The sequence below is a fragment of the Geomonas edaphica genome (assembly GCF_004917075.1).
GTDB lineage: Bacteria > Desulfobacterota > Desulfuromonadia > Geobacterales > Geobacteraceae > Geomonas > Geomonas edaphica.
On sequence record NZ_SSYB01000002.1, the window covers coordinates 60,936 to 84,032 of the forward strand.

A 23,097-nucleotide genomic window follows, 5' to 3' on the forward strand; every position below is an offset into this window, starting at 1 on the left:
TCTTGTCTGTGAAAAAACAGTCGTTCTGGCATACGAATTTTCCGTTGTCACGGCAGCAGATATACAGGATGGCTGAAGAAAAATGAGCCCTATGTAATCTTGATCACTATGTCAATCTAGTACCAAGGTACAATAGACATAGTCCTGCCTGAGAGATATGTTTACGCTAACCGAATTTAGAGAAGCCCCCTTCAGCCAATAAATCTAACAGTGGAGAATGGTCATGGCACAGAACACTCACGCAGCAACGGCAGGCGCCGGGAACCAGGTGGTTGGTAAGGTTGTGATTCTGTACGGGACAGTGAAAGCGATATCCCCGGATGGTGCGGTAAGGCTACTCATGCCGAACAGCCCGATCTATGCGAACGATCGTATCGTCACCGAGAGTGACGGTAGCGCGTCGATCGTTTTTGACGGAGCGCAGGATAATCATCTGGATCTGGGTCGTATGACCAATGTGACCATCGACCATGACGTATATGCGACGGTGACCCCCGAAGAGGTATCCGACGCGGTGTCAGAAGTAGAGCAGATTCAGCAGGCCCTTCTGACCGGCGATCAGCCCATCGAGCTCGAAGCCCCGGCAGCGGGTGGTCCCGCCAGCGCCGGCGGTACCCATCCGCTCTTCGTCGTCGCCCCGACCGGTGTGGAAGTCACCCCCACGAGCGGTTTGACCACCACCGGCGTCACCTTCGGGTCGACCGGGACGATAGAGGCGGCGGGGATAACTTTGCCGAGCACCCCTACGGGACCTGGTGTCGGCTCTGACCACGGCTCTGTCACGGAAGATAGTTCGAACCCCAATCTTTCGACGACAGGAACATTATCCGTCGTAGATGTTTATGGTAATCAATACGGAGTCAACACGGCCGTTGCCCCGGTTGCGAGCGAAGGCACACTCGGCCACATCACCATCGACAGCGCCGGCCACTGGACTTACAGCGTTGCGAACTCCAACGTCCAGTACCTCGGTAATGGTGAAACTAAAGTCGAAACCTTCACCGTACAGAGTGTCGACGGCACCACCCATGACATAGTCATCACGATCAACGGGACCAATGACATTCCGACCTTCACCGGTGCAGACTCCGGTTCCGTGACCGAGGACACCCCGAATGCTCAAGCTGTCAACCTGACTACCGCCGGGACGCTGGTTGTCACCGATGCGGACCAGCACCAGTCAGCAATCAATACGGCCGTCGCCCCGGTCGCAAGCGAAGGCGCCCTGGGTCACATCACCATCGACAGCGCCGGTCACTGGACTTACAGCGTTGCCAACGCCGACGTCCAGTACCTTGGCAGCGGCGAGAGCAGGGTTGAGACCTTTACGGTGCAGAGCGTTGACGGTACCACCCACGACATCGTCATCACGATCAACGGGACCAACGACGTTCCGACCTTCAGCGGTGCCGACTCCGGTTCCGTGACCGAGGACACCCCGAGCGTAGAGACCGTGACGCTGTCCACAAATGGCACCCTGGTTGTTGCCGACGCGGATCAGCACCAGTCGGCAATCAACACGACCGTCGCCCCGGTTGCCAGCGAAGGCGCTCTGGGCCACATCACGATTGACAGCGCCGGCCACTGGACTTACAGCGTTGCCAACGCCGACGTCCAGTACCTCGGCAACGGCGAAACCAAACTTGAAACCTTCACGGTGCAGAGCGTTGACGGTACCACCCACGACATCGTCATCACGATCAACGGCACCAACGACGTTCCGACCTTCACCGGTGCAGACTCCGGTTCCGTTACGGAAGACACCCCGAGCGTAGAGACCGTGACGCTGTCCACAAATGGCACCCTGGTCGTTGCCGATGCGGATCAGCACCAGTCGGCCATCAACACGACCGTCGCCCCGGTTGCCAGCGAAGGCGCACTCGGCCACATCACAATCGATAGCGCCGGTCACTGGACTTACAGCGTTGCCAATGCCGATGTGCAGTACCTCGGCAACGGCGAAACCAAACTTGAAACCTTCACGGTGCAGAGCGTCGACGGTACCACCCACGACATCGTCATCACAATCAACGGCACCAACGATGTTCCGACCTTCACCGGTGCAGACTCCGGTTCCGTTACGGAAGACACCCCCACGGTTGAGACTGTGACGTTGTCCACTAATGGGACCCTGGTTGTTACCGACGCGGATCAGCATCAGTCTGCCATCAACACGACCGTCGCCCCGGTTGCCAGCGAAGGCGCTCTGGGCCACATCACAATCGACAGCGCCGGTCACTGGACTTACAGCGTTGCGAACTCCGACGTCCAGTACCTCGGCAACGGCGAAACCAAACTTGAAACCTTCACGGTGCAGAGCGTCGACGGCACCACCCATGACATCGTCATCACAATCAACGGCACCAACGACGTTCCGACCTTCACAGGTGCAGACTCTGGTTCCGTGACCGAGGACACCCCGAGCGTAGAGACAGTGACGTTGTCCACAAATGGGACCTTGGTTGTTACCGATGCGGATCAGCACCAGTCGGCAATCAACACGACCGTCGCCCCGGTTGCCAGCGAAGGCGCACTCGGCCACATCACAATCGATAGCGCCGGCCACTGGACTTACAGCGTTGCGAACTCCGACGTCCAGTACCTCGGCAACGGCGAAACCAAACTTGAAACCTTCACGGTGCAGAGCGTCGACGGCACCACCCATGACATCGTCATCACAATCAACGGCACCAACGACGTTCCGACCTTCACAGGTGCAGACTCCGGTTCCGTGACCGAGGACACCCCGAGCGTAGAGACAGTGACGTTGTCCACAAATGGGACCTTGGTTGTTACCGATGCGGATCAGCACCAGTCGGCCATCAACACGACCGTCGCCCCGGTTGCGAGCGAAGGCGCTCTGGGCCACATCACAATCGATAGCGCCGGCCACTGGACTTACAGCGTTGCCAACGCCGATGTGCAGTACCTCGGCAATGGCGAAACCAAACTTGAAACCTTCACCGTACAGAGCGTTGACGGTACCACCCATGACATCGTCATCACGATCAACGGCACCAACGACGTTCCGACCTTCACCGGTGCCGACTCCGGTTCCGTTACTGAAGACACCCCCACGGTTGAGACTGTGACGTTGTCCACTAATGGGACCTTGGTTGTTACCGACGCGGATCAGCACCAGTCGGCTATTAACACAAGTGTTGCCCCGGTTGCCAGCGAAGGCGCTCTGGGCCACATCACTATCGATAGCGCCGGGCACTGGACTTACAGCGTTGCGAACTCCGATGTGCAGTACCTCGGCAATGGCGAAACCAAACTTGAAACCTTCACGGTGCAGAGCGTTGACGGTACCACCCATGACATCGTCATCACGATCAACGGCACCAACGACGTTCCGACCTTCACTGGTGCCGACTCCGGGTCCGTTACTGAAGACACCCCCACGGTTGAGACTGTGACGTTGTCCACTAATGGGACCTTGGTTGTTACCGACGCGGATCAGCACCAGTCGGCCATCAACACGACCGTCGCCCCGGTTGCCAGCGAGGGCGCACTCGGCCACATCACTATCGACAGCGCAGGCCACTGGACTTACAGCGTTGCCAATGCCGACGTGCAGTATCTCGGCAATGGTGAAACCAAAGTAGAAACCTTCACCGTACATAGTGTCGACGGCACCAGCCATGACATCGTCATCACGATCAACGGGACCAATGACATTCCGACCTTCACTGGTGCAGACTCCGGCTCCGTGACGGAAGACGCCCCGAGCGCTGAGACCGTGACGCTGTCCACAAATGGCACCCTGGTTGTTGCCGACGCGGATCAGCACCAGTCGGCCATCAACACGACCGTCGCCCCGGTTGCGAGCGAAGGCGCACTCGGCCACATCACGATCGACAGCGCCGGCCACTGGACTTACAGCGTTGCCAACGCCGATGTGCAGTACCTCGGCAATGGCGAAACCAAACTTGAAACCTTCACCGTACAGAGCGTCGACGGTACCACCCATGACATCGTCATCACGATCAACGGCACCAACGACGTTCCGACCTTCACCGGTGCCGACTCCGGTTCCGTTACGGAAGACACCCCGAGCGTAGAGACCGTGACGCTGTCCACAAATGGCACCCTGGTCGTTGCCGACGCGGATCAGCACCAGTCGGCCATCAACACGACCGTCGCCCCGGTTGCCAGCGAAGGCGCACTGGGCCACATCACGATCGACAGCGCCGGTCACTGGACTTACAGCGTTGCCAACGCTGACGTGCAGTATCTCGGCAACGGCGAAACCAAAGTCGAAACCTTCACCGTCCATAGCGTGGATGGCACCAGCCACGACATTGTCATCACGATCAACGGGACTAACGATGTCCCGACCTTCAGCGGCGCCGATTCCGGCTTCGTGACCGAGGACACCCCGAGCGCTGAGACCGTGACGCTGTCCACTAATGGCACCCTGGTTGTTGCCGACGTGGATCAGCACCAGTCCGCCATCAATACGGCCGTCGCACCTGTAGCGAGCGAAGGCGCTCTGGGCCACATCACGATCGACAGCGCCGGTCACTGGACTTACAGCGTTGCCAACTCCGACGTCCAGTACCTCGGCAATGGCGAAACCAAAGTCGAAACCTTCACCGTACATAGTGTCGACGGTACCACCCACGACATCGTCATCACGATCAACGGGACCAATGACATTCCGACCTTCAGCGGCGCCGATTCCGGCTTCGTGACTGAGGACACCCCGAGCGCTGAAACTGTCAACCTGACTACCGCCGGAACTTTGGTAGTTGCCGACGTGGATCAGCACCAGTCTGCGATCAACACGGCCGTTGCCCCGGTCGCGAGCGAAGGCGCCCTGGGTCACATCACGATCGACAGCGCCGGTCACTGGACTTACAGCGTTGCCAACGCCGATGTGCAGTACCTCGGCAATGGTGAAACCAAAGTCGAAACCTTCACCGTACAGAGCGTTGATGGCACCAGCCACGACATCGTCATCACGATCAACGGAACCAACGATGTTCCGACCTTCAGCGGCGCCGATTCCGGCTCCGTGACCGAGGACACTCCGAGCGCTGAGACCGTGACGCTGTCCACTAATGGCACCCTGGTTGTTGCCGACGCGGATCAGCACCAGTCTGCTATCAACACGGCCGTCGCACCTGTCGCCAGCGAAGGCGCTCTGGGCCACATCACGATCGACAGCGCCGGTCACTGGACTTACAGCGTTGCCAACTCCGACGTCCAGTACCTCGGCAATGGCGAAACCAAAGTCGAAACCTTCACCGTACATAGTGTCGACGGCACCACCCATGACATCGTCATCACGATCAACGGCACCAACGACGTTCCGACCTTCACTGGTGCAGACTCCGGCTCCGTGACGGAAGACGCCCCCACGGTTGAGACCGTGACGTTGTCCACTAATGGGACCCTGGTCGTTACCGATCTTGATCAGCACCAGTCTGCAATCAACACGGCCGTTGCCCCGGTTGCGAGCGAGGGCGCTCTGGGCCACATCACTATCGATAGCGCCGGTCACTGGACTTACAGCGTTGCCAATGCCGATGTGCAGTACCTCGGCAATGGCGAAACCAAACTTGAAACCTTTACCGTACAGAGCGTCGACGGCACCAGCCACGACATCGTTATAACGATTCACGGTGCCCCTGACTTGCCGGCTCTTGATTCGCACAGCGTCTACATGCCGGATTCTTCTTCAGAGATGACCGGCGACTATGCTAACGGGTATGCACTGCAAATCAGCGCACCTTCTGGTGGAGACAGCGGCGACGCACTAACCATTACGGTCGGCAGCTTACCTACTGCCGGCACTATTGGGTATGTCGACGGGACCGGCTTCCATACCGTTGCTGTTAACCAGACACTAACATCCGCGCAACTGCAGTCATTGGTTTATCAGCCTGATGGCCTGGCAACGTTCGATCCGGCGACTGGATTTGGTAAGACCGGCGCAGACAATGTTCAGTTCACCTACACGGTCAATAATGGGTTTGATTCGGCAACAGGGACAATAGACCTGCATACGCTGCTTGGCACCGGTGGTTACATTGCAGAGGTACAGGTGGGCAGCGTCTCTCATCCCTTGACTTCGGGGAGCAATCAGTCCGTTCAGTTTGCAGTGGATCCGATATTGGCATCGGCTACAGACTACTCTCAGGCCGCAATACAGCTCACGACCGACTTCATGAGCATGAATACGAAGACTCTGACATCCCAGGTTGAGAACCAGGTAAACGTTAAACTGGTCATTGACGGGCACACCTTCACGGTTGTCTCTGCCAGCGACACCACGCATGTGAATTGGCAGGCGATACCTGGCAGTGGTGGTGACGGCGACTTGAATGTAGATCATGGAGCCTATTGGACCAGCGTGAACACTAATGCACCCGCTGGCGCCAACACCATTCAACAGCACAGCATTTCGTTCAATGACATCTCAGATGGAACCACGACGCTAGCGTCCTACTTGGCTGACCATCAGCAGTCCCCAGGCTCTGTCTGGACCGTAGTGTACGACGATATTAAATCCGGAAACGAGCAGGCACGGTACATACATCTCTCGATCGTTCAGGATGTAAGCGCGCAAAACTCGGTATCTACGGTTGGTTCAAATGGCAACGATGTAATCTACGGAACCACTTCCCATGGCGATAATCTCAGCGGTGGTGCTGGCGATGATGTCATCACGGGACGGCAAGGCAATGATACGCTCTCCGGCGGCGCAGGTAATAATACCTTGACTGGCGGTGCAGGTGCCGACACGTTTAAAGTCGGTGCAGGGCATGACACGATTAAAGACTACACCGTTGGTGAAGACAAAATAGTCATTGAACCAACACACACAGACGCACTCTTCGAACATACGGAGGGATCCACTACGGCACATCTTACCATCTACAATAACGGCGCTCAGGTTGGAACGGTGACTTTTGAAAACGTCGGTAACTCAACGGATCTTTTGAGTTCCCTTATTCATGACGATCCCTCGATTCACAAGTAAGGTTTAAGTGATTGTTTAAGCCAAAGCTGCCGCGAAAGACATCTTTCGCGGCAGCTTTTTTGTATGGAATCGATAACATCTGTGGCTTCCTGTAACTTTAATCGTTTTCCATTCCCCTCCGCAGGATTCCCTTGACACTCCTGCCGCAAAAAACTATAGCTATAACGTCCACTTCACCCAACCCTTCTCCGCCCTGGCTGGGCTTTTCGGGGAATTATGTACTGGGAATCTTTCGGCTTCAAAGAACCACCTTTCGCCCTCACTCCTAACCCGTCCTTTCTCTTCCTGAGCGCTCCGCACCAGGAGGCTTTCGCGCACCTGCTTTTTGCCATCGAGAACCGCGCAGGCTTCATCGAGCTCTCGGGCGAGGTCGGCACGGGCAAGACCACCATCGTCAGGACACTGCTGAACCAGCTCGACCCGGAAACGCACCGCACCGCGCTCATCTTCAACCCGATCCTCTCGCCTATCGGCTTCATGAAGGAGGTGAACGCGGAGTTCGGCCTCTCCTGCGAAGGTAACGAGATCCGCGACCTGCACGCCGCGCTAAACGCCTTCCTCCTCGAGGAGAACCGGGCGGGGCGGACCGTGGTATTGGTCATCGACGAGGCGCAAAACCTCTCCATCGAGGTACTCGAGCATGTCCGGCTCATCTCGAACCTGGAGACGGAGAGCGCCAAGCTCATCCAGATCGTGCTGGTCGGGCAGCCGGAGCTGAACGCGCTTTTGGGGCGGGACGAACTGCGCCAGTTAGACCAGCGCATCACGGTGCGTTACCACCTGAAACCGATGTGCTTCGAGGATACCTGCGCCTACATCAGGCACCGGATCCGGTTCGCGGCCGACGGCAGGGAACCGCTCGCCTTTTCCCTAGGGGCTTTCAAACGCATCTACCGCTTTTCAGGGGGACTGCCGCGCCTGATCAACGGCGTTTGCGACCGTGCCTTGCTGCTCGCCTACACACGGGAGTGCAAGGAGGTGAGCAAGACGATGGCCTCTCTCTCGATCGCCGATCTGCGCAGGGAGAGCCCGCGCAGACGGCGTAGCCTGCAGGTCCAGGTGCTTTCGGCCGCACTGGTGGTGTGCGTTTTGGTCATCGCCGGCTTCTCCATCGCCTCGTTGCACCTTTTCGAGAGGGGTGAGAACAAGGCGGTGCAACAGGTGTCTGAGCACAAAGAGGCCAAGGTGAAGGCAAAGCAAAGTGCGCCTTTCTCGGTCGAGGCCGCCCGGCAGGCGATAGCCGCTCAGCCGGTACAGGATAACCTTTACGCCGCGATGAACGCGCTACTCGCGGCTTGGCAGGTACCGAAAATCGACCCGACACCAGGTCAGGCCGACAACATCCGCACCCTTGCGCGGCAGCGCGGCCTCACCGCGACCAAACAAAACGTGAGCCTCGAAACCCTCGAGCGTCTGGACGCCCCGGCGCTTCTTCATCTCGTTCTGCCCGGAAACGTCGAACGGCTGGTGGCCCTGGTCGGGCTGGAAGGGGACCAGGTACATGTCGTCCCCGCCATCTCCGGAAGATCGACCCTGTCCCGCACGGAACTCGGTCAGTTGTGGAGCGGCGGAGCCACCTTGCTCTGGAAGGACTTTCACGACATAGCCACCAAAGGCGCCGACAAGGCGGCCGGGAACAGGCAGCTGCAGGAGCTTTTGAAGCAGATCGGCTGTTACGCCGGGACGCCGAACGGCGCCTTCGACGAGGCCACGAAAACGGCCCTTGCCGAGTTCCAGCGCAGGGAGCAAGTGACGGCGGACGGCAAGGTGGGGGCCCAGACCCTCATCCTGCTTTACCGGCGCGCCGGTGGTTTCTTCCCTCCGGGGCTTGCCAAGGCAAGCGGGGCAAACGGCAAACAGACTACGGGGCGGATCTGACATGAGCCTTATCCTTGATGCATTGAGAAAAATGGAGCAGGAACGAAGAAGCAAGCGCGGCAACAGCCAGGACCTGCGTCCCGAGGTGCTTCGCTACCGCCTGGCCGCCCAGCCCAAGGAAAAGTCCCGGTATCCGCTGGCTATCGCGGCCGGCCTCGTGTTGCTCTGCGCCGGCCTGGGAGTGGGCTTCATGCTTAAGAGTCGCGGTGCGGCACATGTTGCCGACCAGGTGCCCGCCGCACCGCCTGCCGTGGCGGTACAGCCACCGGTCGCGGCGGTACCGGCACCTGCTGCTCCGGCTGCTGCCGCGCTTCCTCAACCGGTTTCCGCGCCGTCTGCCGCGGCTCCGGCAGCTCCCGCCCAGCCTGTGATTGGAGCCGCCACACCCGTCCCGTCCCCGGCGGAGCCGATCAGAAAAACTTCCCGCACTGCTGCGCCTGCTGCTGCCCAAGAAGCCGTGGCTCAGCCGAGGGTGCCGCGCGGGGAAAATGCGACCGCTGCCGCAGGCGGGCAGGATATCGTCATCTCCGGCATCGCATATCAGGACGAGCGGCGCATGCGTCGTGCGGTGCTGAATGGAAGCCTGGTAGGCGAGGGGGCCGAGGTTGCCGGCGCCCGGGTGGTCGAGATCAAGGAAACCAAGGTGAGGCTGTCCAGAGGAGGGCACGTCTTCGAGATTCCCTTCTCCTCCGGGATGCAGTCCCGCTAGTTGCTCCCCTTGCCGCCCTCCGGTCATTTCGCGTGGACCGTGGGGCTGTCTTTCAAAAAAAAATAGCACTATAAAGAAAAATACCGGACAGAGGCTGTCTGACAGTGGATAATTGGCTCCAGCAGGAGGTGATGTCATGCTGCGGACGCGTGTGTATCTGACTTCTGGGCTCTTGTCATTGGCACTGGCTGGTTGCAGTTCCGGCAACTTCATGGTGCACAAGGAAAACGTCAGCTTCTTTATCACCAGCGACAGGCCGGAGTTGAGACTCGTGCTGTGCGAATCCGGAGATATGGACCGCATCGCAAGAGACTCGCACCTACAGGAAACCCTGCAGCAGTCGCTGAAAGAAAAGATCTGTGCGGTGCATAAGAACAGGAAGGACCTGAAGGCGCTCCTTGCTTCACTGGACAAGGACCAGCTTGAGGCCTTCATGGATGCCTTCCGTAAGAACGGCTATGAGATAAACCTCGTTGCGGACGGCTGAGCCGGCGGATGATGCGTCCGTGCGGCGCTGACGCGGCGATGGGAACAAGGAGGCAGGGGATGAAGACCATCGGCATGATTGGGGGACTCGGTCCTGAGTCCACCGTGGACTACTACCAGCGCATCGTTCAGGCCTGCCGGGTCCCCGGAAGCCTCGCCGCGCCCGAAATGGTGATCTATAGCGTGAACATTGAGGAGGTGCTGGACCTGGTGGCCCGGCGCGAGTGGACCCATCTCATCTACCTGCTCGTGCAGAAGGTCAGGGCGTTGCAGAAGGCGGGGGCCGATGTCGCCATCATCACGGCCAACACGCCGCACGTGGTCTTCGACGAGGTAAAGGCAAAGACGACCCTTCCGATGATCAGCATCGTCACGGCGACCTGCGACAAGGCCAAGGAGTTGGGCGTGAAGAAGGTCGCGCTCCTGGGCACCCGCTTCACCATGCAGGAGAACTTCTTCGCTCCCCCTTTTAACGCCGCCGGTATTTCAGTGGCGGTTCCCAGCGAGGCTGAGCAGGAGTACATCCACGAGAAGCTGATGACGGAAATCGAGTTGGGCGTATTCAAGGAGGAAACGAGGAAAGGGCTGATCGATATCATCGACCGCATGGTGCGCGAAGAAAAGGCGGAGGCGGTCATCCTCGGCTGCACCGAACTGCCGCTCATCGTGAAGGATGGCGACTACGACACCACCTTTCTCAACACTACGGCCATTCACGTCGAAAGCGTGGTGAGGTATTGCAGGGAAGGGGAGAAAATGGTGAGTCAGCCGGCGTAGTGATAGCGGCAGGCAATCACAACGATTTCCTTTTCCTCCACTAGATACACGAGCCGGTGCTCACGGTCGATCCTTCGGGACCAGCAACCGGCTAGTTGGAAGCGAAGCGGTTGCGGCTTCCCTGCACCTTGAAAGGGAGTGCGCCGGACCTCTTCCAGCAGGGCGAGGACCCGCTCAGCCTGACGCTTGTCGGTCTTTAACCAGTAACGCAGGTCATCCAGTGCGGTGGGAGTAAAAGAGACATTCATAGCTCGAGGGCTTCGAGCGGCGTCCTTTTACCGGCTTTTGCTTCCGCGAGGGATTGGGTGAGACGGGTGGCATTGGCAGGGCTGGAAAGCAAGTAGTCACTTTCAAGGATGGACTCGTAATCGTCGAGGCTCAGGATGACCACGCTTTCGCCTTTGCGGCGCGTAACCAGAATCGGTTCATGGTTTTTGCAGGCCTCATCCATCACGTTTTTCAAGTCCTGACGTGCTTCACTGTATGTTATCGCTTGCATGGGTACCTCCAGTTTGACAACTTCTTGTACAATAACATCTGCCCGTTGCATTGGCAACGTGGAATGAAAGAAGAGGGGGGAGTATGAAGAAATTGATGGTTCTGGCGATGGTCCTGATTGCTTCGACTTCCTTCGCCGGACAGAAAAAGAAGGTGCCCAAAGAGACGGCAGCCTCCGTTACGCTCCAGGAAAAATGGGATGCCGATCCTTCCTTGCTGAAGCTCGACTGCAACGACAACATGTGCGTCTACGGGATCAAGGGGACGGCCCAGATCATCGACGCCGACACCAACGTCCGGTCCGCCTGGGTCGCCTTTCTCTACACCAATGAGGGGCGCAAGACGCTCGCGCCGCAGTTGAAGGGGAGCTATTACAGCAAAGAAAAGTGGAACATCAACTGCAACGATCTGAAGATGAACGTCTCATCCATTCACTATTACGACGCTAAAGGGACCCCGCTCAACTCCTACAACAACGACGAGGAGTGGTCCGATATCGTCCCCGGCAGCTTCGGCGAGACGGTGGCTGCCATCGTCTGCTCCGTGGAGGACGACGGGGATGAGGACGCGACCCCCGCGCAAGAGGTCCCTGGTGAACCGGTCAAGGAAGGGACCGTCTTTTAGGGGCCATGGCTCCCGTTGAAGGGACATCGCGGCTTAATTTGCTGCTTCGGGCACTGCGCTCCCGCAACTACCGGCTTTTCGTGGCCGGCCAGAGCATCTCGCTCGTCGGCACCTGGATGCAGCAGGTCGCCATGAGTTGGCTCGTCTACCGCCTCACCGACTCGGCCTTCCTGCTCGGCGTGGTCGGCTTCACCAGCCAGATTCCCACCTTTATTTTTTCACCCTTCGCAGGCGTTCTCGCCGATCGCATGAACCGCAGGCGTCTGCTGATGATCACCCAGGCGCTCGCCATGGTGCAGGCGGCTCTTCTTGCCGCCGCGGTGATGCTCGGGGTGGTGCAGGTCTGGCATATCGTGGTGCTAAGCCTGGTTCTCGGCATGGTGAACGCCTTCGATATACCGATTCGGCAGTCCTTCGTGGTCGAGATGGTGACAAACCGCGAGGATCTCGGCAACGCCATCGCACTTAACTCCTCCATGGTGAACGCCGCCCGCCTGGTCGGCCCGACCGTCGCCGGGCTCCTGGTCGCTTCGGTCGGGGAGGGGATCTGCTTTCTTTTGAACAGCGCAAGCTACCTTGGCGTACTGCTGGCGCTCTTCGCCATGCGCATCGAGCCGCGTGAGGGCGACGGTAAGCCGCGGCGCCACGTGCTGCACGAACTAAAGGAAGGTTTCTTATACGCCTTCGGCTTCGCCCCCATCCGGAGCATCCTGCTTTTGATCGCGCTGATGAGCCTCACCGGCATGCCCTATACCGTGCTGATCCCTGTCTTTGCAAGGGATATCCTGCACGGCGGCGCCCACACCTTCGGCTTTCTCATGACCGCAGCAGGTTGCGGCGCGCTGGCGGGGACCGTCTATCTCGCTTCCCGCGACAGCGTGCTCGGCCTCGGGCGGGTCATCGTCGTTTCGGCCGTGCTCTTCTCGGTCGGGGTGGCCGCCTTCGCCCTTTCCAGCAGCATCCCACTTTCGTTTGCGGCCTTAATGGTCGCCGGCTTCGGCGCCATGACCCTGGTCGCCTCCTGCAACACCATCCTGCAGACCATCCTGGAGGAGGACAAGCGGGGGCGGGTGATGAGCTTTTTCACCGTCGCCTTCATGGGGATGACACCTTTTGGTAGCCTCGGGGCGGGGACCATGTCACGTATGGTGGGGCCTCGTGTGACGCTCGTCGTAGGTGCCGTATGCTGTCTGCTGGGTGCTCTCGTTTTCGCGAGGAATCTGCCTCGCATCAGGGCGTTGGTGCGCCCGATATACGCCCGCATGGGGATACTGAAGGAGGTGGCCAACGGCATGGAGAGCGCGGCGGAGCAGCCTCCCATGCCTGAGGATAAACGATGACGAACAAAGGACGTATTTTGAATGCTTGATTTCCTGACTGCAGGTCTCGTTCTCGGATTTTCGGCGGGGTTCTCGCCGGGGCCGCTTCTTATGCTGGTCATCTCGGAGACGCTCACCCACGGCACCCGCTCCGGCGTCCGGGTGGCGCTCTCACCGGTCATCACCGATTTTCCCATCATCCTCGCCACCGTGCTTTTGCTGATGAACCTTTCCGGCTATCACGGCGTCCTCGGCGTCGTCTCGCTGGCAGGGGGACTGTTCGTGCTCTACACCGGGTACGAGTCGCTGCGCGCCCGCCCGGTCGCACTGGAACTCCCCAAGGAGCCGCCGAAATCGCTGCGCAAGGGGATACTCACCAACTTCCTGAGTCCGCATCCGTACCTCTTTTGGATCACGGTCGGCGCTCCCATCCTGACCAGGTCTCTCAATACAGGCATCACCGCTTTCATTGCCTTCATCGGGAGCTTCTATCTCTCTTTAGTCGGCGCGAAGATCATCCTCGCCGTGGCAGTGGGGAAGTCGCGGGCCTTCATGGGGAGCCGCCTCTACCTCTGGATCATGCGTCTTCTCGGTGCTCTTTTGACCTTCTTCGCGCTGCTTCTCTTCCGGGAGGGGCTTCGGCTGCTGGGGGTGTTGTAAAGCGGGGGACCCCGGGGACTTGATCAGAAGATCATTGCAAGCGTCTTGCAATATATATTGACACCTCTATTAGTATGCACTAAATTGCCGCAAGCGTGTGGGAGCCGGTGCTTTTTCCGCCGGACGCACCCGGGCGGCAGCCCCGTGTCACTCCCCGCACCGGCCGCTTTCCGCGGCTATTCTTCCGCGAAGGCGAGACGTGATATGGCAAAAAAGGCTTCCGCAGCAGCAAAGACCCCTGCAGTCCCCTCCACACCGACCGCTTCAAACGCTCCCAGCCGGGGACAATGGCTGGACAAGGTGCCACTGCACATCATCCTCATCCTCCTGGTTGCGCTGGCAGGGTACGCGAACACCTTCGGGGTCCCCTTCGTCTTCGACGACCAGACTTCCATCATCGACAACCAGGTGATCAGGGATGTCGGGAGGTTTCTCTCCGGGGACGGATTTGCCTACAACCCGCGGCGCTTTTTGGGGTACCTCACCCTCGCCCTCAACTACCATTTCTCGGCGCTCGAACCGGCCGGCTATCACGCGGTCAACCTTGCTATCCACGTCGCCTGCGGCTGGGTCGTGTACGCTCTTTGCCGGGTCACCCTCGCGACCCCTTTTTTCCGCGTCAAGTCGCTGCCGCGTTCGGCCGCCGCGGCGATACCGCTTTTGGCCGCCCTGCTCTTCGTGGCGCACCCGGTCCAGACCCAGGCGGTGACCTACGTGGTGCAGCGCCTGGCATCGCTTGCCACCCTTTTCTACCTTGCCGCTCTTCTTTGCTACGCGAAGGGGAGGGTGATGCAGGAGGAAAGCGACAACACCCTCCCGGCATGTGGCGTAGGTTTCTTCCTGCTCGCTCTGCTTGCCGCACTCGCTGCCTTCGCCACCAAGGAGATCGCCGCCACGCTTCCCTTGGCGCTTTTGCTCTACGATTTCTCCTTCTTCGGCAAGGGGATGAAAAAACGCTACCTGCTTATGGCTGCGTCCGTCCTTTGCATCGCGGCAGTCGCGGTGGTCGTTGCCACTGCGGAGCGCCCGATCGGGGAGCTCATCTCCGACATCTCCCGCGCCACCAGGGAGACCCAGCAACTGTCCCGCCTGGACTACCTGCTAACCCAGTTCAGCGTGATCGTCACCTATCTGAGGCTCCTGGTCTTGCCGATCGCCCAGAACGTGGACTACGATTTCCCGATATACAGCACCTTCCTCACTCCGCCGGTATTCCTCTCCTTTCTCGTGCTGGCACTTCTCTTCGCCCTGGCACTGTACCTGTACCGGTTATCTGCGCCCCAGGCCGGGGACGCGGGAGAAGAGAAGGGGAGGGGAGCGTACTTCCGACTCATCGGTTTCGGCATACTCTGGTTTTTCCTGACCCTCAGCGTTGAGTCGAGCCTCATTCCGATCACCGACGTCATCTTCGAGCACCGGCTCTACCTGCCCAGTTTCGGTGCATTCCTGGCCTTCGCCTCCGTTTTCGCCATTGCTTTCGAGAAAACCGCTTCCTCGACGCGCGTTGCCGTTGCCGCTTTCGTAGTGCTGGCGCTGACCGTCACGACCTGGCAGCGAAACGGCGTATGGGGGGACAGTGTCACCCTTTGGAGTGACAATGCGGCCAAATCCCCTAATAAATGGCGCCCACAAAACAACCTCGCTCGTGCGCTTCTTAAGGAAAACAGGGTGAACGAGGCCTTAGCCGCCGGATCCAACGCGGTCAGGCTCGCTCCGGAGAGTTTTGAGGCCCACAATGTCCTTGCCACGGTGTACGAGAAGATGGGGGCGTTGGATGCCGCAATCGAGCAGTATCGCCTCTCTGTTGCCGCCAACCCGAACTACGTCGTCGCCCTTAGTAACCTGGGTGCCGCCCTGCAGAAAAAGGGGGCGCTGGTGGAGGCGACCGCCTGTTTCAAAAAGGCTGTCGAGCTTGACGGTGCCAACATGGTCGCTCAGAACAACCTGGCAGGTGCTCTGCTGCAGCAGGGGAATCTCGAGGAGGCGAGGCAGCACGTGCTGGAGGCAGGACGTCTGGACCCTGCCGCGCTGGAGCCGCGCGTGAACCTCGCCGCCATCACGGAGGCGGCCGGGGACCTCGACGGGGCGATCAGGATGTACCAGGAGATCGCGGGTCAAAATCCCGGATATGCCTTTGCACGGTACCGGCTGGCGGGCGCTTACTACCACAAGAAGGAGATGGAAAAGGCTATCGGCTGCTATCAGGAGGTGGTGCGGCTGGACCCGAGTTACGTCCCGGCGTACCTCGACATGGGGCGAGCCTATGCGGCGCTCAGGCAGATCGACAAGGCGCTGGAGCAGTTCAAGCAGGCGCGCCGGGTCGCTCCCCAGAACCAGGAAGCGGCGCTACTGGAAGCGAAGACCCTTCAGTTCCTGCAGACGATGCAGCGCTAGTCGGAGAAGCGGTCGACTTCGACCTCACTTAAGAGCCGCTCCAGGTACCGGCTCTTAAGCTGCTTGCTCGCCATTAGCCTTTTCACCGGGGGGAGCCTCAGGATGGCGCCCAAAAGCGCCGCCATGGAGCGGTGGCTGAAAAACGCCTGGTTGTCGAAGATTAGGTTTTGCAGCTTGCCGCGCTCGATGGCCATGAGGACCAGCCGGTGCGCGGTGTTGACGGGAGTGAGGATGCGCCTTTCCCGAGGCTCCAGGGAGACGGCGCCCGCAGGGCAGCTGCGCACGCATACCCCGCACCCGAGGCAGAGTTCCTTTGCCACGCGGGCCGTTCTTCCTGCTTCACCCTCTGCCTCCATGCTGATGCCCCCTACCGGACAGGCCGCCGCGCACCTCCCGCAGCCGGTGCAGCGCGCCGCGTCGGTGGACTGCACGAAGTTCGTGCTGTACATGGCGTTCGGGATGGCGAGCCTGCGCGTGGCGATCATCGCCTCGCAGCAGCAGGCGCAGCAGTGGCAGATGAAGTTCACCTGACGCTGCACGTTGTCCGCGCACTGCACGAGGTTTAGGTCGCGGGCCTTTTGCAGAAGGTCGAGCCCCTCGGCCCGGTCCACCTCCCGTGCCGCCCCGTGCCTGATCAGCGATTCTGCCGCGAGGTTCAGCGTCATGCAGATGTCCAGCGGCGCTTGGCAGGCCCGTTCCAACTGGAGCATCTTGTGGCGGCAGTAGCAAAGTCCCACCGCGATGTGGCTCGCGCTCTTGATCACCTCGCTTGCCCGTTCGTAATCGAGCACCTGGCACGCCTTCTCCTCGGGGATCGCCTCCTCGTTCACCATCACCCTGCCAAGCGAAGTCTCCCCACCGGCGAAGAGGTCGCGGATGAAGGCGTCCTCGACGTTTATGTAATTAAAGAAAAGGCCGGCAAGCCCCTTCTGGTCCAGTTCCGGGCGCAGCCGCATCAGCGAAAACTCGAAGAACCCCGCCATTGGGGGAGGTAGAAAGTAGACCGTCCTGTCCTCCCGCTGGATGTCCAAAAGCAGCGATCGCGCCGCGAGCCGCTCCAGACGGGTGCGCGCCGCCTCGGTGGAAAGGCCCAGGATCCGCCCAGCCTTCGCCGCCGTGAACGGGCGGAGCGGGAGCCGGCTCATCAAAAAAGCCTCCTCCTCGCTGCACAGTATCGAGAAGATCCTGTGCAGGAGCTCCGAATCGGGCGCGCCCTGCGGGAACAGGTTCACCCGCCGCATCAGGCGATGGTAGCCGTCCAGTGTCACGCGCTTGGTCATGGCGGCATCTCCGGTATGAAAAGAGAAAACGCCTCATTTTAACACTCTCAGAAACGTCGGCAACGACGGTCTCGGGACTTCTCCCACTGCCGGTTCGAAAACCCCTATCTAATTAAAGCTCTTCCCGTGCCCGCCGATGAGTAGCATAAGCGCCTGCGTCTTTGCCCCGGCACCGCCAACCGGGGCGCGGACCGCCGTGCCGCCGTCACAAGGAGCCCGCCGCCTGAGATGAAAAACCTGAGCCTCACAACGAAAATGAGCATGATGGTGTCGCTGCTGGTGGTGCTGGTGCTCTCCTTCATGACCCTATGCGCGTCATGGTTTCTGCAGGAACAGTACGAGTCGACCGTTTCGGAGCAGCAGTTCTCCATGGTCTCCTCCATGGCCGAGGAGATCGACGGCAAGATACGCAGTGCGGCCGTACAACTCGAGGCGCTGACGCGGACGGTTCCGCCGCGGCTTTTCACCGATGCTGCCGCGGCGCAGCGGTTCCTGCAGCAGCGTCCTGACACCCTCGCCCTATTCGACAGCGGCATATTCCTCTTCGATTCCGGCGGCCGGCTCCTCGCGATGACCCCGCTGGAGCCCGGTCTCATCGGCAGGGATTACTCCTTCCGTGACTATTACCGGAATGCCGCGCGCACAAAACAGACCGTTATCTCCGAGCCTTTCATCTCGACCCAGGCGCACCGGCACCCTACCGTCGCCCTGATCGTTCCGGTGCTCGACTCCGACGGCGCCGTCATAGGGATGCTAGGCGGAGCGGTCGACCTTTACAAGGACAACTTCCTCGGCAAGCTCGCGCACGCGCGCGTCGGCAAGAACGGTTACTTCTACCTGTTCAACCGCGACCGCTACATCATCGTGCATCCGGACCAGGGGCGGATCTTAAAGCGGGACGTCCAGGTCGGCACCAATCTGCTGCTAGACCGCGCCATCGCCGGGTTCGAGGGGGCCGGGGAGAACGTCAACTCCTGCGGTCTCGCCTCGGTGAGCTCGTTCAAGCGGCTGAAGAGCACCGGCTGGATCCTCGGCGCCAACTACCCGCTGGCGGAGGCGTACGCCCCGGCACGAAATGCGAAGTTCCTTCTTTTCCTTGGGCTTACCAGCGCCGTTGCGGCTAGCATCTTTGTCTCGCTCTTCCTTATGAGACGGCTCACGGCGCCACTTCTCACCTTCATTCGCCACGTCGAAGGGATTACCGAACAGGAGCGGGACCTGGAGCCTGTGGCAATCCACACCGGGGACGAGATAGGGAACCTCGCGCACGCCTTCAACCGGATGATCGAGGAACTGCGTCGGCAAAAGGATGCGGCGCGTGAGTTCCAGCTCGCCATCGACCAGGCGCCCGTGACCGTGCTGGTGACCGACCGCGAGGGGATCATCCGTTACGTGAACCCTCACTTCACCAAGGTGACCGGATACCTCGCCTCGGAGGCGCTCGGGCAGACCCCGAGGTTGGTCAAATCGGGGTGGCACCCCCGCGAATTCTACGCGCAGATGTGGCAGACCGTGCTTTCAGGCCAGGTCTGGCGCGGGGAGATGCGCAACAAGCGCAAAAATGGCGACCTTTACTGGGAGAGCGCGTCGATCTCACCGGTGAAGGATGCGTCGGGGGAGATAAGCAACCTCGTGGCGGTGAAGGAGGATATAACCGAGAGAAAGCGGGCCCAGGAGGCTCTGATCCGCAGCGACGAGCGCATAAGGCTATTGCTGGAGTCGACGGCGGAGGCGATCTTCGGCATCGACCTCCTTGGCAACTGCACCTTCGCCAACCGTGCCTGCGCAAGGCTTTTGGGCTACGACAACGCGGACGAGCTCCTCGGGAAGAACATGCACCTGCTGATCCACCACAGCTGCCCCGACGGATCGCCCAACCCGGTCCAGCAGTGCCCGGTCTACCAGGTGCTGCGCGGGAACAAAGGGGTGCATGACGACAAGGAGTACTTCTGGCGTGCCGACGGTACGAGCTTCGCGGTGGAATACTGGTCCTTCCCCCAACTGCAGGATGGAGAGCCGGTGGGCGGGGTGGTGACCTTCTTCGACATCACCGAGCGAAAACGGGCCGAAGAGGAGTTGCACCGCGCCACCGAGGCGGCCGAGAGCGCCACCCGGGCGAAGAGCGAGTTCCTGGCCAACATGAGCCACGAGATCAGGACCCCGATGAACGCGGCCCTCGGGATGCTCTACCTCTTGCAGCAGACCGAGCTCTCCGCGCAGCAGAAGGAATTCCTGGAGAAGGCGCAGAGCGCGTCGGGGGTGCTCCTCAGGGTGATCGACGACATCCTCGACTTCTCCAAGATCGAGGCCGGCAAGATGGAGCTGGAGCACATCCCGTTCCGGCTGGAACAGGTGCTGGGCGACCTGGAAAACGTGGCGTCGGCCATCCTGGGTGAAAAGGAGGTCGCCTTCAAGGTCGCCGCCGGCGACATCCCGGAACTGCTGGTTGGGGACCCGATCCGTCTGGGGCAGGTGCTCCTGAACCTGACCGGGAACGCGGTCAAATTCACCGAAAAGGGGAGCATCGAGGTGGAGGCGGCCCTCGTAGCCCTAGAGGACGGGGAGGCGACGGTGCGCTTCGCCGTTTCCGATACCGGCATCGGCATGGACGAAAAGCAGCGCGAGGCGCTCTTTCTCCCGTTCAGCCAGGCGGACAGCTCCACCACGCGCAGGTACGGCGGGACCGGGCTCGGCCTCGCCATCTGCCGAGAGTTGGTGCAGCTCATGGGCGGCCGGATGTGGGTCGACAGCGAGCCTGGGCGCGGCAGCACCTTCAGCTTCGTCGCCCGCTTCGGCCTGAAGGATGCGGGGCAGGACCCAGTACCGCCGCCGCATGTGACCGAAGGGGAGCCGCGGGACCTGTCCGGGGTGCGGGTTTTGCTGGTGGAGGACAATCGGATCAACCAGGAGGTGGCGCGGCTCATCCTCGAGCGCGGAGGCGTGCAGGTCGAGGTGGCGGGTAACGGGGCCGAGGCGCTTGCCATGGTCCATGCCGCCGGTGCCTCGTACCACGCCGTCCTCATGGACGTGCACATGCCGGTCATGGATGGGCTCGAGGCAGCCCGGCGCATGAGGCTTGACCCGGCGCTTGCCACGCTCCCCATCATCGCCATGACGGCGGGCGCCCTGCCGAGGGAGCGCCAGCTCTGCCGCGACGCCGGGATGAACGACCAGGTGGACAAGCCGATCAACATCCCGGCCTTTTTCGCCACCCTCGGGCGCTGGGTGGGGGCGGAGCCGCGCGTCATCGAGAAGGCGGCAGCCGTGCCGGATTTCCAGGAGGAGGGCGACATCCCCGAGCAGATGCCCGGGCTGGACCTGAAGCGGGCCATGGAGCGCATCGGGGATGGTCGGCTTTTGAAAAAGCTGCTGGTGAGTTTCCGCAAGGAGAACGCGGCGATGGTCGAGGAGATCGGGGCGGCGGCCTCGGTCGCGGATCTGAAGCTCGCCCGGCGCCTGATTCACACGGTGAAGGGGAGCGCGGGGAACCTGGGCGCCACCAGGCTCGGGAGCGCAGCTGCCTCCCTCGAGATTGCGCTGCGCGGCGAGGACGCTTCGCTTGTGCACCAGACCCTGGAGAGCTTTGCGGAAAAGCTCACCGAGGTGCTCGATGCCATCCGGCAGCTCGAGGAGCAGTGGGGTATTCACGGTGCGGAAAGAAGTAACGTGAAGATCGCCTGCGACGACCTGGAACAGATGGCGGCGCTCTCCCGGACCCTGGACCGCCTGCTGCAGAGCCAGAACATGAGCGCGCTCGCGGTTTGGGAGGAGATGCGCCCGCTTCTCTCCGGGGAACTTGCGCAACGTCTGGACCAAACGCTGCAGATGCTCGATTTCGGGGACGCAGGCGCGGTCCTGAAGGAAATTATGGAAGAGCTGGAGATCACGCTATGAACCTTAGAAGCCAGATGAAGAGGCACAAGATCCTGATCGTGGACGACACCGCCGCGAACATCGAGATCCTGTACAAGATCCTCAAGGACAACTACGACGTCCTCTTCGCCAAGAGCGGCGCGGACGGCATCCGGATGGTGCAGGAGCAGCATCCCGACCTGGTCCTTTTGGACATCATGATGCCGGACATGGACGGGTACGAGGTCTGCTCGCTGTTGAAACAGGACCGGGCGACGGCCCGGATCCCGGTGGTGTTCGTTACGGCGATGGGGAACGACGAGGACGAGGCGCGCGGGCTGGAGCTCGGCGCAATCGATTACCTCACCAAGCCGATCCGCCCGCACATCGTCCAGGCCCGGGTGCGCAACCATCTGGAGCTGAAGCACCGGGGCGATCTTCTTGAGCGGCTCACCCGCGAGCTCGAGGAGAAGAACCGCACCCTTGACGTTCTCGCGCGCAAGGACGGGCTCACCGGCGTCTCCAACCGGCGCCATTTCGACGAGGTGCTGCAGTCCGAGGTGCAGCGCGCCATGCGCAACAGCCGCAACCTCTCCCTCATCCTGTGCGACATCGACCACTTCAAGAGGTTCAACGACCTGTACGGCCACATGGCCGGGGACAAGTGCCTGCAACTCATGGGGGAAATTTTGCGGGATACCTTCAAGAGGGCGGGAGAGGTGGTGTCGCGCTACGGGGGGGAGGAATTCACCGTCATCCTCCCGGACACGAGCGCCGAACTCGCCGGGCACATGGCGGAGCGGCTGAGGCTCGCGCTTTTATCACAGGCGCTGCCGCACGGGCATTCCGAACACCACGTGGTGACGCTCAGTGCCGGGGTGGCGGGGACGCTCGTCGAGCGGGCGAATACGATGGAGTGGTTCCTGGGACGCGCGGACCAGGCGCTTTACCGCTCAAAGGCGGAGGGGCGTAACCGCGTCACCGTCGCGGCGGCCGAAGCGGACGACTAGATGCGACGTCCTCAGTAGTCCACCCCGGGCTGCGGTTCGATCTCCTTGCGGTAGGCGTGCTTCACCTCGACCACCTCGCTTACCGTGTCCGCCAGCTCGATCAGTAAGGGGTGGGCGTCGCGGCCGGTCAGCACGAGGTGCATGAGGGGGGGCTTCGCCTCGAGGATCTCAAGCACCTGCTCGAGATCGATGAGCTTCAGTTGCAGGGCGTTGTTGATCTCATCGAGGATGACCATGTCGAAAAGGCCCGACGCCATCTTCTCCCGGGTGAGCTGGATCGCGTCCTGGGCGTTGGCGCGGTGCTCGCTCTTCGGGTACGGGTTCCCCTGGATGCCGCAGAACCCCTTGCCGGTCGCGTGCAGTTCCACCCTGTCTCCCAGAAGTTTCACCCCGTCCCACTCCCCGGCGTAAAGATCCCCTTTCATGAACTGGATGATGCAGACCCGCATCCCGTGCCCGAGCGCCCGCAGCGCCATGCCGAGCGCAGCCGTGGTCTTCCCCTTGCCGTGGCCGGTGATCACCACGGTCAACCCCTTCCTCACCTTCGGTACCAGTCGGTCTATCTTGAGCGGCGGACTTCCCTGTTTCTTCATGACGTTGCCTCCACAAGTCTTCCATT

Annotated in this window: 15 protein-coding genes; 11 read left to right on the forward strand and 4 right to left on the reverse strand. The window is 60.7% G+C overall.

Translation table 11 applies throughout. The features are described 5' to 3' along the window. The first annotated feature begins 223 nt into the window (after nucleotides 1-223). The 5 genes from E8K79_RS06520 to E8K79_RS06540 all read left to right on the forward strand — a co-directional run bounded on the left by E8K79_RS06520 (nucleotide 224) and on the right by E8K79_RS06540 (nucleotide 10,841). Entirely contained in the window at nucleotides 224-6,991 is a 6,768-nt protein-coding gene (locus E8K79_RS06520) for a retention module-containing protein (RefSeq protein WP_162604617.1), read from the forward strand. A gap of 216 nt (nucleotides 6,992-7,207) precedes the next feature. Further along, entirely contained in the window at nucleotides 7,208-8,869 is a 1,662-nt protein-coding gene (locus tag E8K79_RS06525; RefSeq protein WP_136514043.1) for an AAA family ATPase, read from the forward strand. A gap of 1 nt (nucleotide 8,870) precedes the next feature. Beyond that, nucleotides 8,871-9,578, forward strand: a complete 708-nt coding sequence (locus tag E8K79_RS06530) for a general secretion pathway protein GspB (protein WP_136514044.1) — start codon at nucleotides 8,871-8,873, stop codon at nucleotides 9,576-9,578. 136 nt (nucleotides 9,579-9,714) lie between these two features. Then, nucleotides 9,715-10,065, forward strand: coding sequence for a hypothetical protein (locus tag E8K79_RS06535; protein WP_136514045.1), 351 nt, complete (start codon nucleotides 9,715-9,717; stop codon nucleotides 10,063-10,065). 59 nt (nucleotides 10,066-10,124) lie between these two features. Then, entirely contained in the window at nucleotides 10,125-10,841 is a 717-nt protein-coding gene (locus E8K79_RS06540; RefSeq protein WP_136514046.1) for an aspartate/glutamate racemase family protein, read from the forward strand. Here the strand turns inward: E8K79_RS06540 and E8K79_RS06545 are convergent. Further along, a complete protein-coding gene (locus E8K79_RS06545; RefSeq protein WP_136514047.1) occupies nucleotides 10,829-11,089 on the reverse strand; it encodes a Txe/YoeB family addiction module toxin in 261 nt (86 codons plus the stop codon). The genes E8K79_RS06540 and E8K79_RS06545 overlap by 13 nt on opposite strands. Then, the gene (locus E8K79_RS06550; RefSeq protein WP_136514048.1) at nucleotides 11,086-11,340 is read right to left on the reverse strand and encodes a type II toxin-antitoxin system Phd/YefM family antitoxin; all 255 of its coding nucleotides are present in this window, start codon (nucleotides 11,338-11,340) and stop codon (nucleotides 11,086-11,088) included. The genes E8K79_RS06545 and E8K79_RS06550 overlap by 4 nt, the downstream gene beginning before the upstream one ends. Nucleotides 11,341-11,423: 83 nt before the next feature. On the opposite strand from E8K79_RS06550, the gene E8K79_RS06555 reads away from it, so the two are divergent. The 4 genes from E8K79_RS06555 to E8K79_RS06570 all read left to right on the forward strand — a co-directional run bounded on the left by E8K79_RS06555 (nucleotide 11,424) and on the right by E8K79_RS06570 (nucleotide 16,336). After that, nucleotides 11,424-11,963, forward strand: coding sequence for a surface-adhesin E family protein (locus tag E8K79_RS06555; RefSeq protein WP_136514049.1), 540 nt, complete (start codon nucleotides 11,424-11,426; stop codon nucleotides 11,961-11,963). Between the two features lie 38 nt (nucleotides 11,964-12,001). Next, a complete protein-coding gene (locus E8K79_RS06560; protein ID WP_246043753.1) occupies nucleotides 12,002-13,303 on the forward strand; it encodes an MFS transporter in 1,302 nt (433 codons plus the stop codon). A gap of 21 nt (nucleotides 13,304-13,324) precedes the next feature. Further along, a complete protein-coding gene (locus E8K79_RS06565) occupies nucleotides 13,325-13,942 on the forward strand; it encodes a LysE family translocator (protein WP_136514051.1) in 618 nt (205 codons plus the stop codon). 204 nt (nucleotides 13,943-14,146) lie between these two features. Beyond that, nucleotides 14,147-16,336 carry a tetratricopeptide repeat protein gene (locus E8K79_RS06570; RefSeq protein WP_136514052.1) on the forward strand — a complete coding sequence of 730 codons (2,190 nt, stop codon included), beginning with the start codon at nucleotides 14,147-14,149 and terminating at the stop codon, nucleotides 16,334-16,336. Here E8K79_RS06570 and E8K79_RS06575 read toward each other — a convergent pair. Then, entirely contained in the window at nucleotides 16,333-17,616 is a 1,284-nt protein-coding gene (locus E8K79_RS06575) for a 4Fe-4S dicluster domain-containing protein (protein WP_136514053.1), read from the reverse strand. The genes E8K79_RS06570 and E8K79_RS06575 overlap by 4 nt on opposite strands. A gap of 228 nt (nucleotides 17,617-17,844) precedes the next feature. Between E8K79_RS06575 and E8K79_RS06580 the strand changes: the two genes are divergently transcribed. Next, on the forward strand, nucleotides 17,845-21,510 hold the full coding sequence (locus E8K79_RS06580; RefSeq protein WP_136514054.1) for a PAS domain S-box protein: 3,666 nt from the start codon (nucleotides 17,845-17,847) through the stop codon (nucleotides 21,508-21,510). After that, entirely contained in the window at nucleotides 21,507-22,478 is a 972-nt protein-coding gene (locus E8K79_RS06585) for a diguanylate cyclase (protein ID WP_136514055.1), read from the forward strand. The genes E8K79_RS06580 and E8K79_RS06585 overlap by 4 nt, the downstream gene beginning before the upstream one ends. Nucleotides 22,479-22,489: 11 nt before the next feature. Here E8K79_RS06585 and cobO read toward each other — a convergent pair whose 3' ends face one another. After that, on the reverse strand, nucleotides 22,490-23,071 hold the full coding sequence (cobO, locus tag E8K79_RS06590; protein WP_136514056.1) for a cob(I)yrinic acid a,c-diamide adenosyltransferase: 582 nt from the start codon (nucleotides 23,069-23,071) through the stop codon (nucleotides 22,490-22,492). Between the last annotated feature and the right edge of the window lie 26 nt (nucleotides 23,072-23,097).

Coding starts and splice junctions, on each gene's coding strand:
- E8K79_RS06520 (WP_162604617.1), top strand. CDS start 224: ATGGCACAGAACACTCACGCAGCAACGGCAGGCGCCGGGAACCAGGTG.
- E8K79_RS06525 (WP_136514043.1), top strand. CDS start 7,208: ATGTACTGGGAATCTTTCGGCTTCAAAGAACCACCTTTCGCCCTCACT.
- E8K79_RS06530 (WP_136514044.1), top strand. CDS start 8,871: ATGAGCCTTATCCTTGATGCATTGAGAAAAATGGAGCAGGAACGAAGA.
- E8K79_RS06535 (WP_136514045.1), top strand. CDS start 9,715: ATGCTGCGGACGCGTGTGTATCTGACTTCTGGGCTCTTGTCATTGGCA.
- E8K79_RS06540 (WP_136514046.1), top strand. CDS start 10,125: ATGAAGACCATCGGCATGATTGGGGGACTCGGTCCTGAGTCCACCGTG.
- E8K79_RS06545 (WP_136514047.1), bottom strand. CDS start 11,089: ATGAATGTCTCTTTTACTCCCACCGCACTGGATGACCTGCGTTACTGG.
- E8K79_RS06550 (WP_136514048.1), bottom strand. CDS start 11,340: ATGCAAGCGATAACATACAGTGAAGCACGTCAGGACTTGAAAAACGTG.
- E8K79_RS06555 (WP_136514049.1), top strand. CDS start 11,424: ATGAAGAAATTGATGGTTCTGGCGATGGTCCTGATTGCTTCGACTTCC.
- E8K79_RS06565 (WP_136514051.1), top strand. CDS start 13,325: ATGCTTGATTTCCTGACTGCAGGTCTCGTTCTCGGATTTTCGGCGGGG.
- E8K79_RS06570 (WP_136514052.1), top strand. CDS start 14,147: ATGGCAAAAAAGGCTTCCGCAGCAGCAAAGACCCCTGCAGTCCCCTCC.
- E8K79_RS06575 (WP_136514053.1), bottom strand. CDS start 17,616: ATGACCAAGCGCGTGACACTGGACGGCTACCATCGCCTGATGCGGCGG.
- E8K79_RS06580 (WP_136514054.1), top strand. CDS start 17,845: ATGAAAAACCTGAGCCTCACAACGAAAATGAGCATGATGGTGTCGCTG.
- E8K79_RS06585 (WP_136514055.1), top strand. CDS start 21,507: ATGAACCTTAGAAGCCAGATGAAGAGGCACAAGATCCTGATCGTGGAC.
- cobO (WP_136514056.1), bottom strand. CDS start 23,071: ATGAAGAAACAGGGAAGTCCGCCGCTCAAGATAGACCGACTGGTACCG.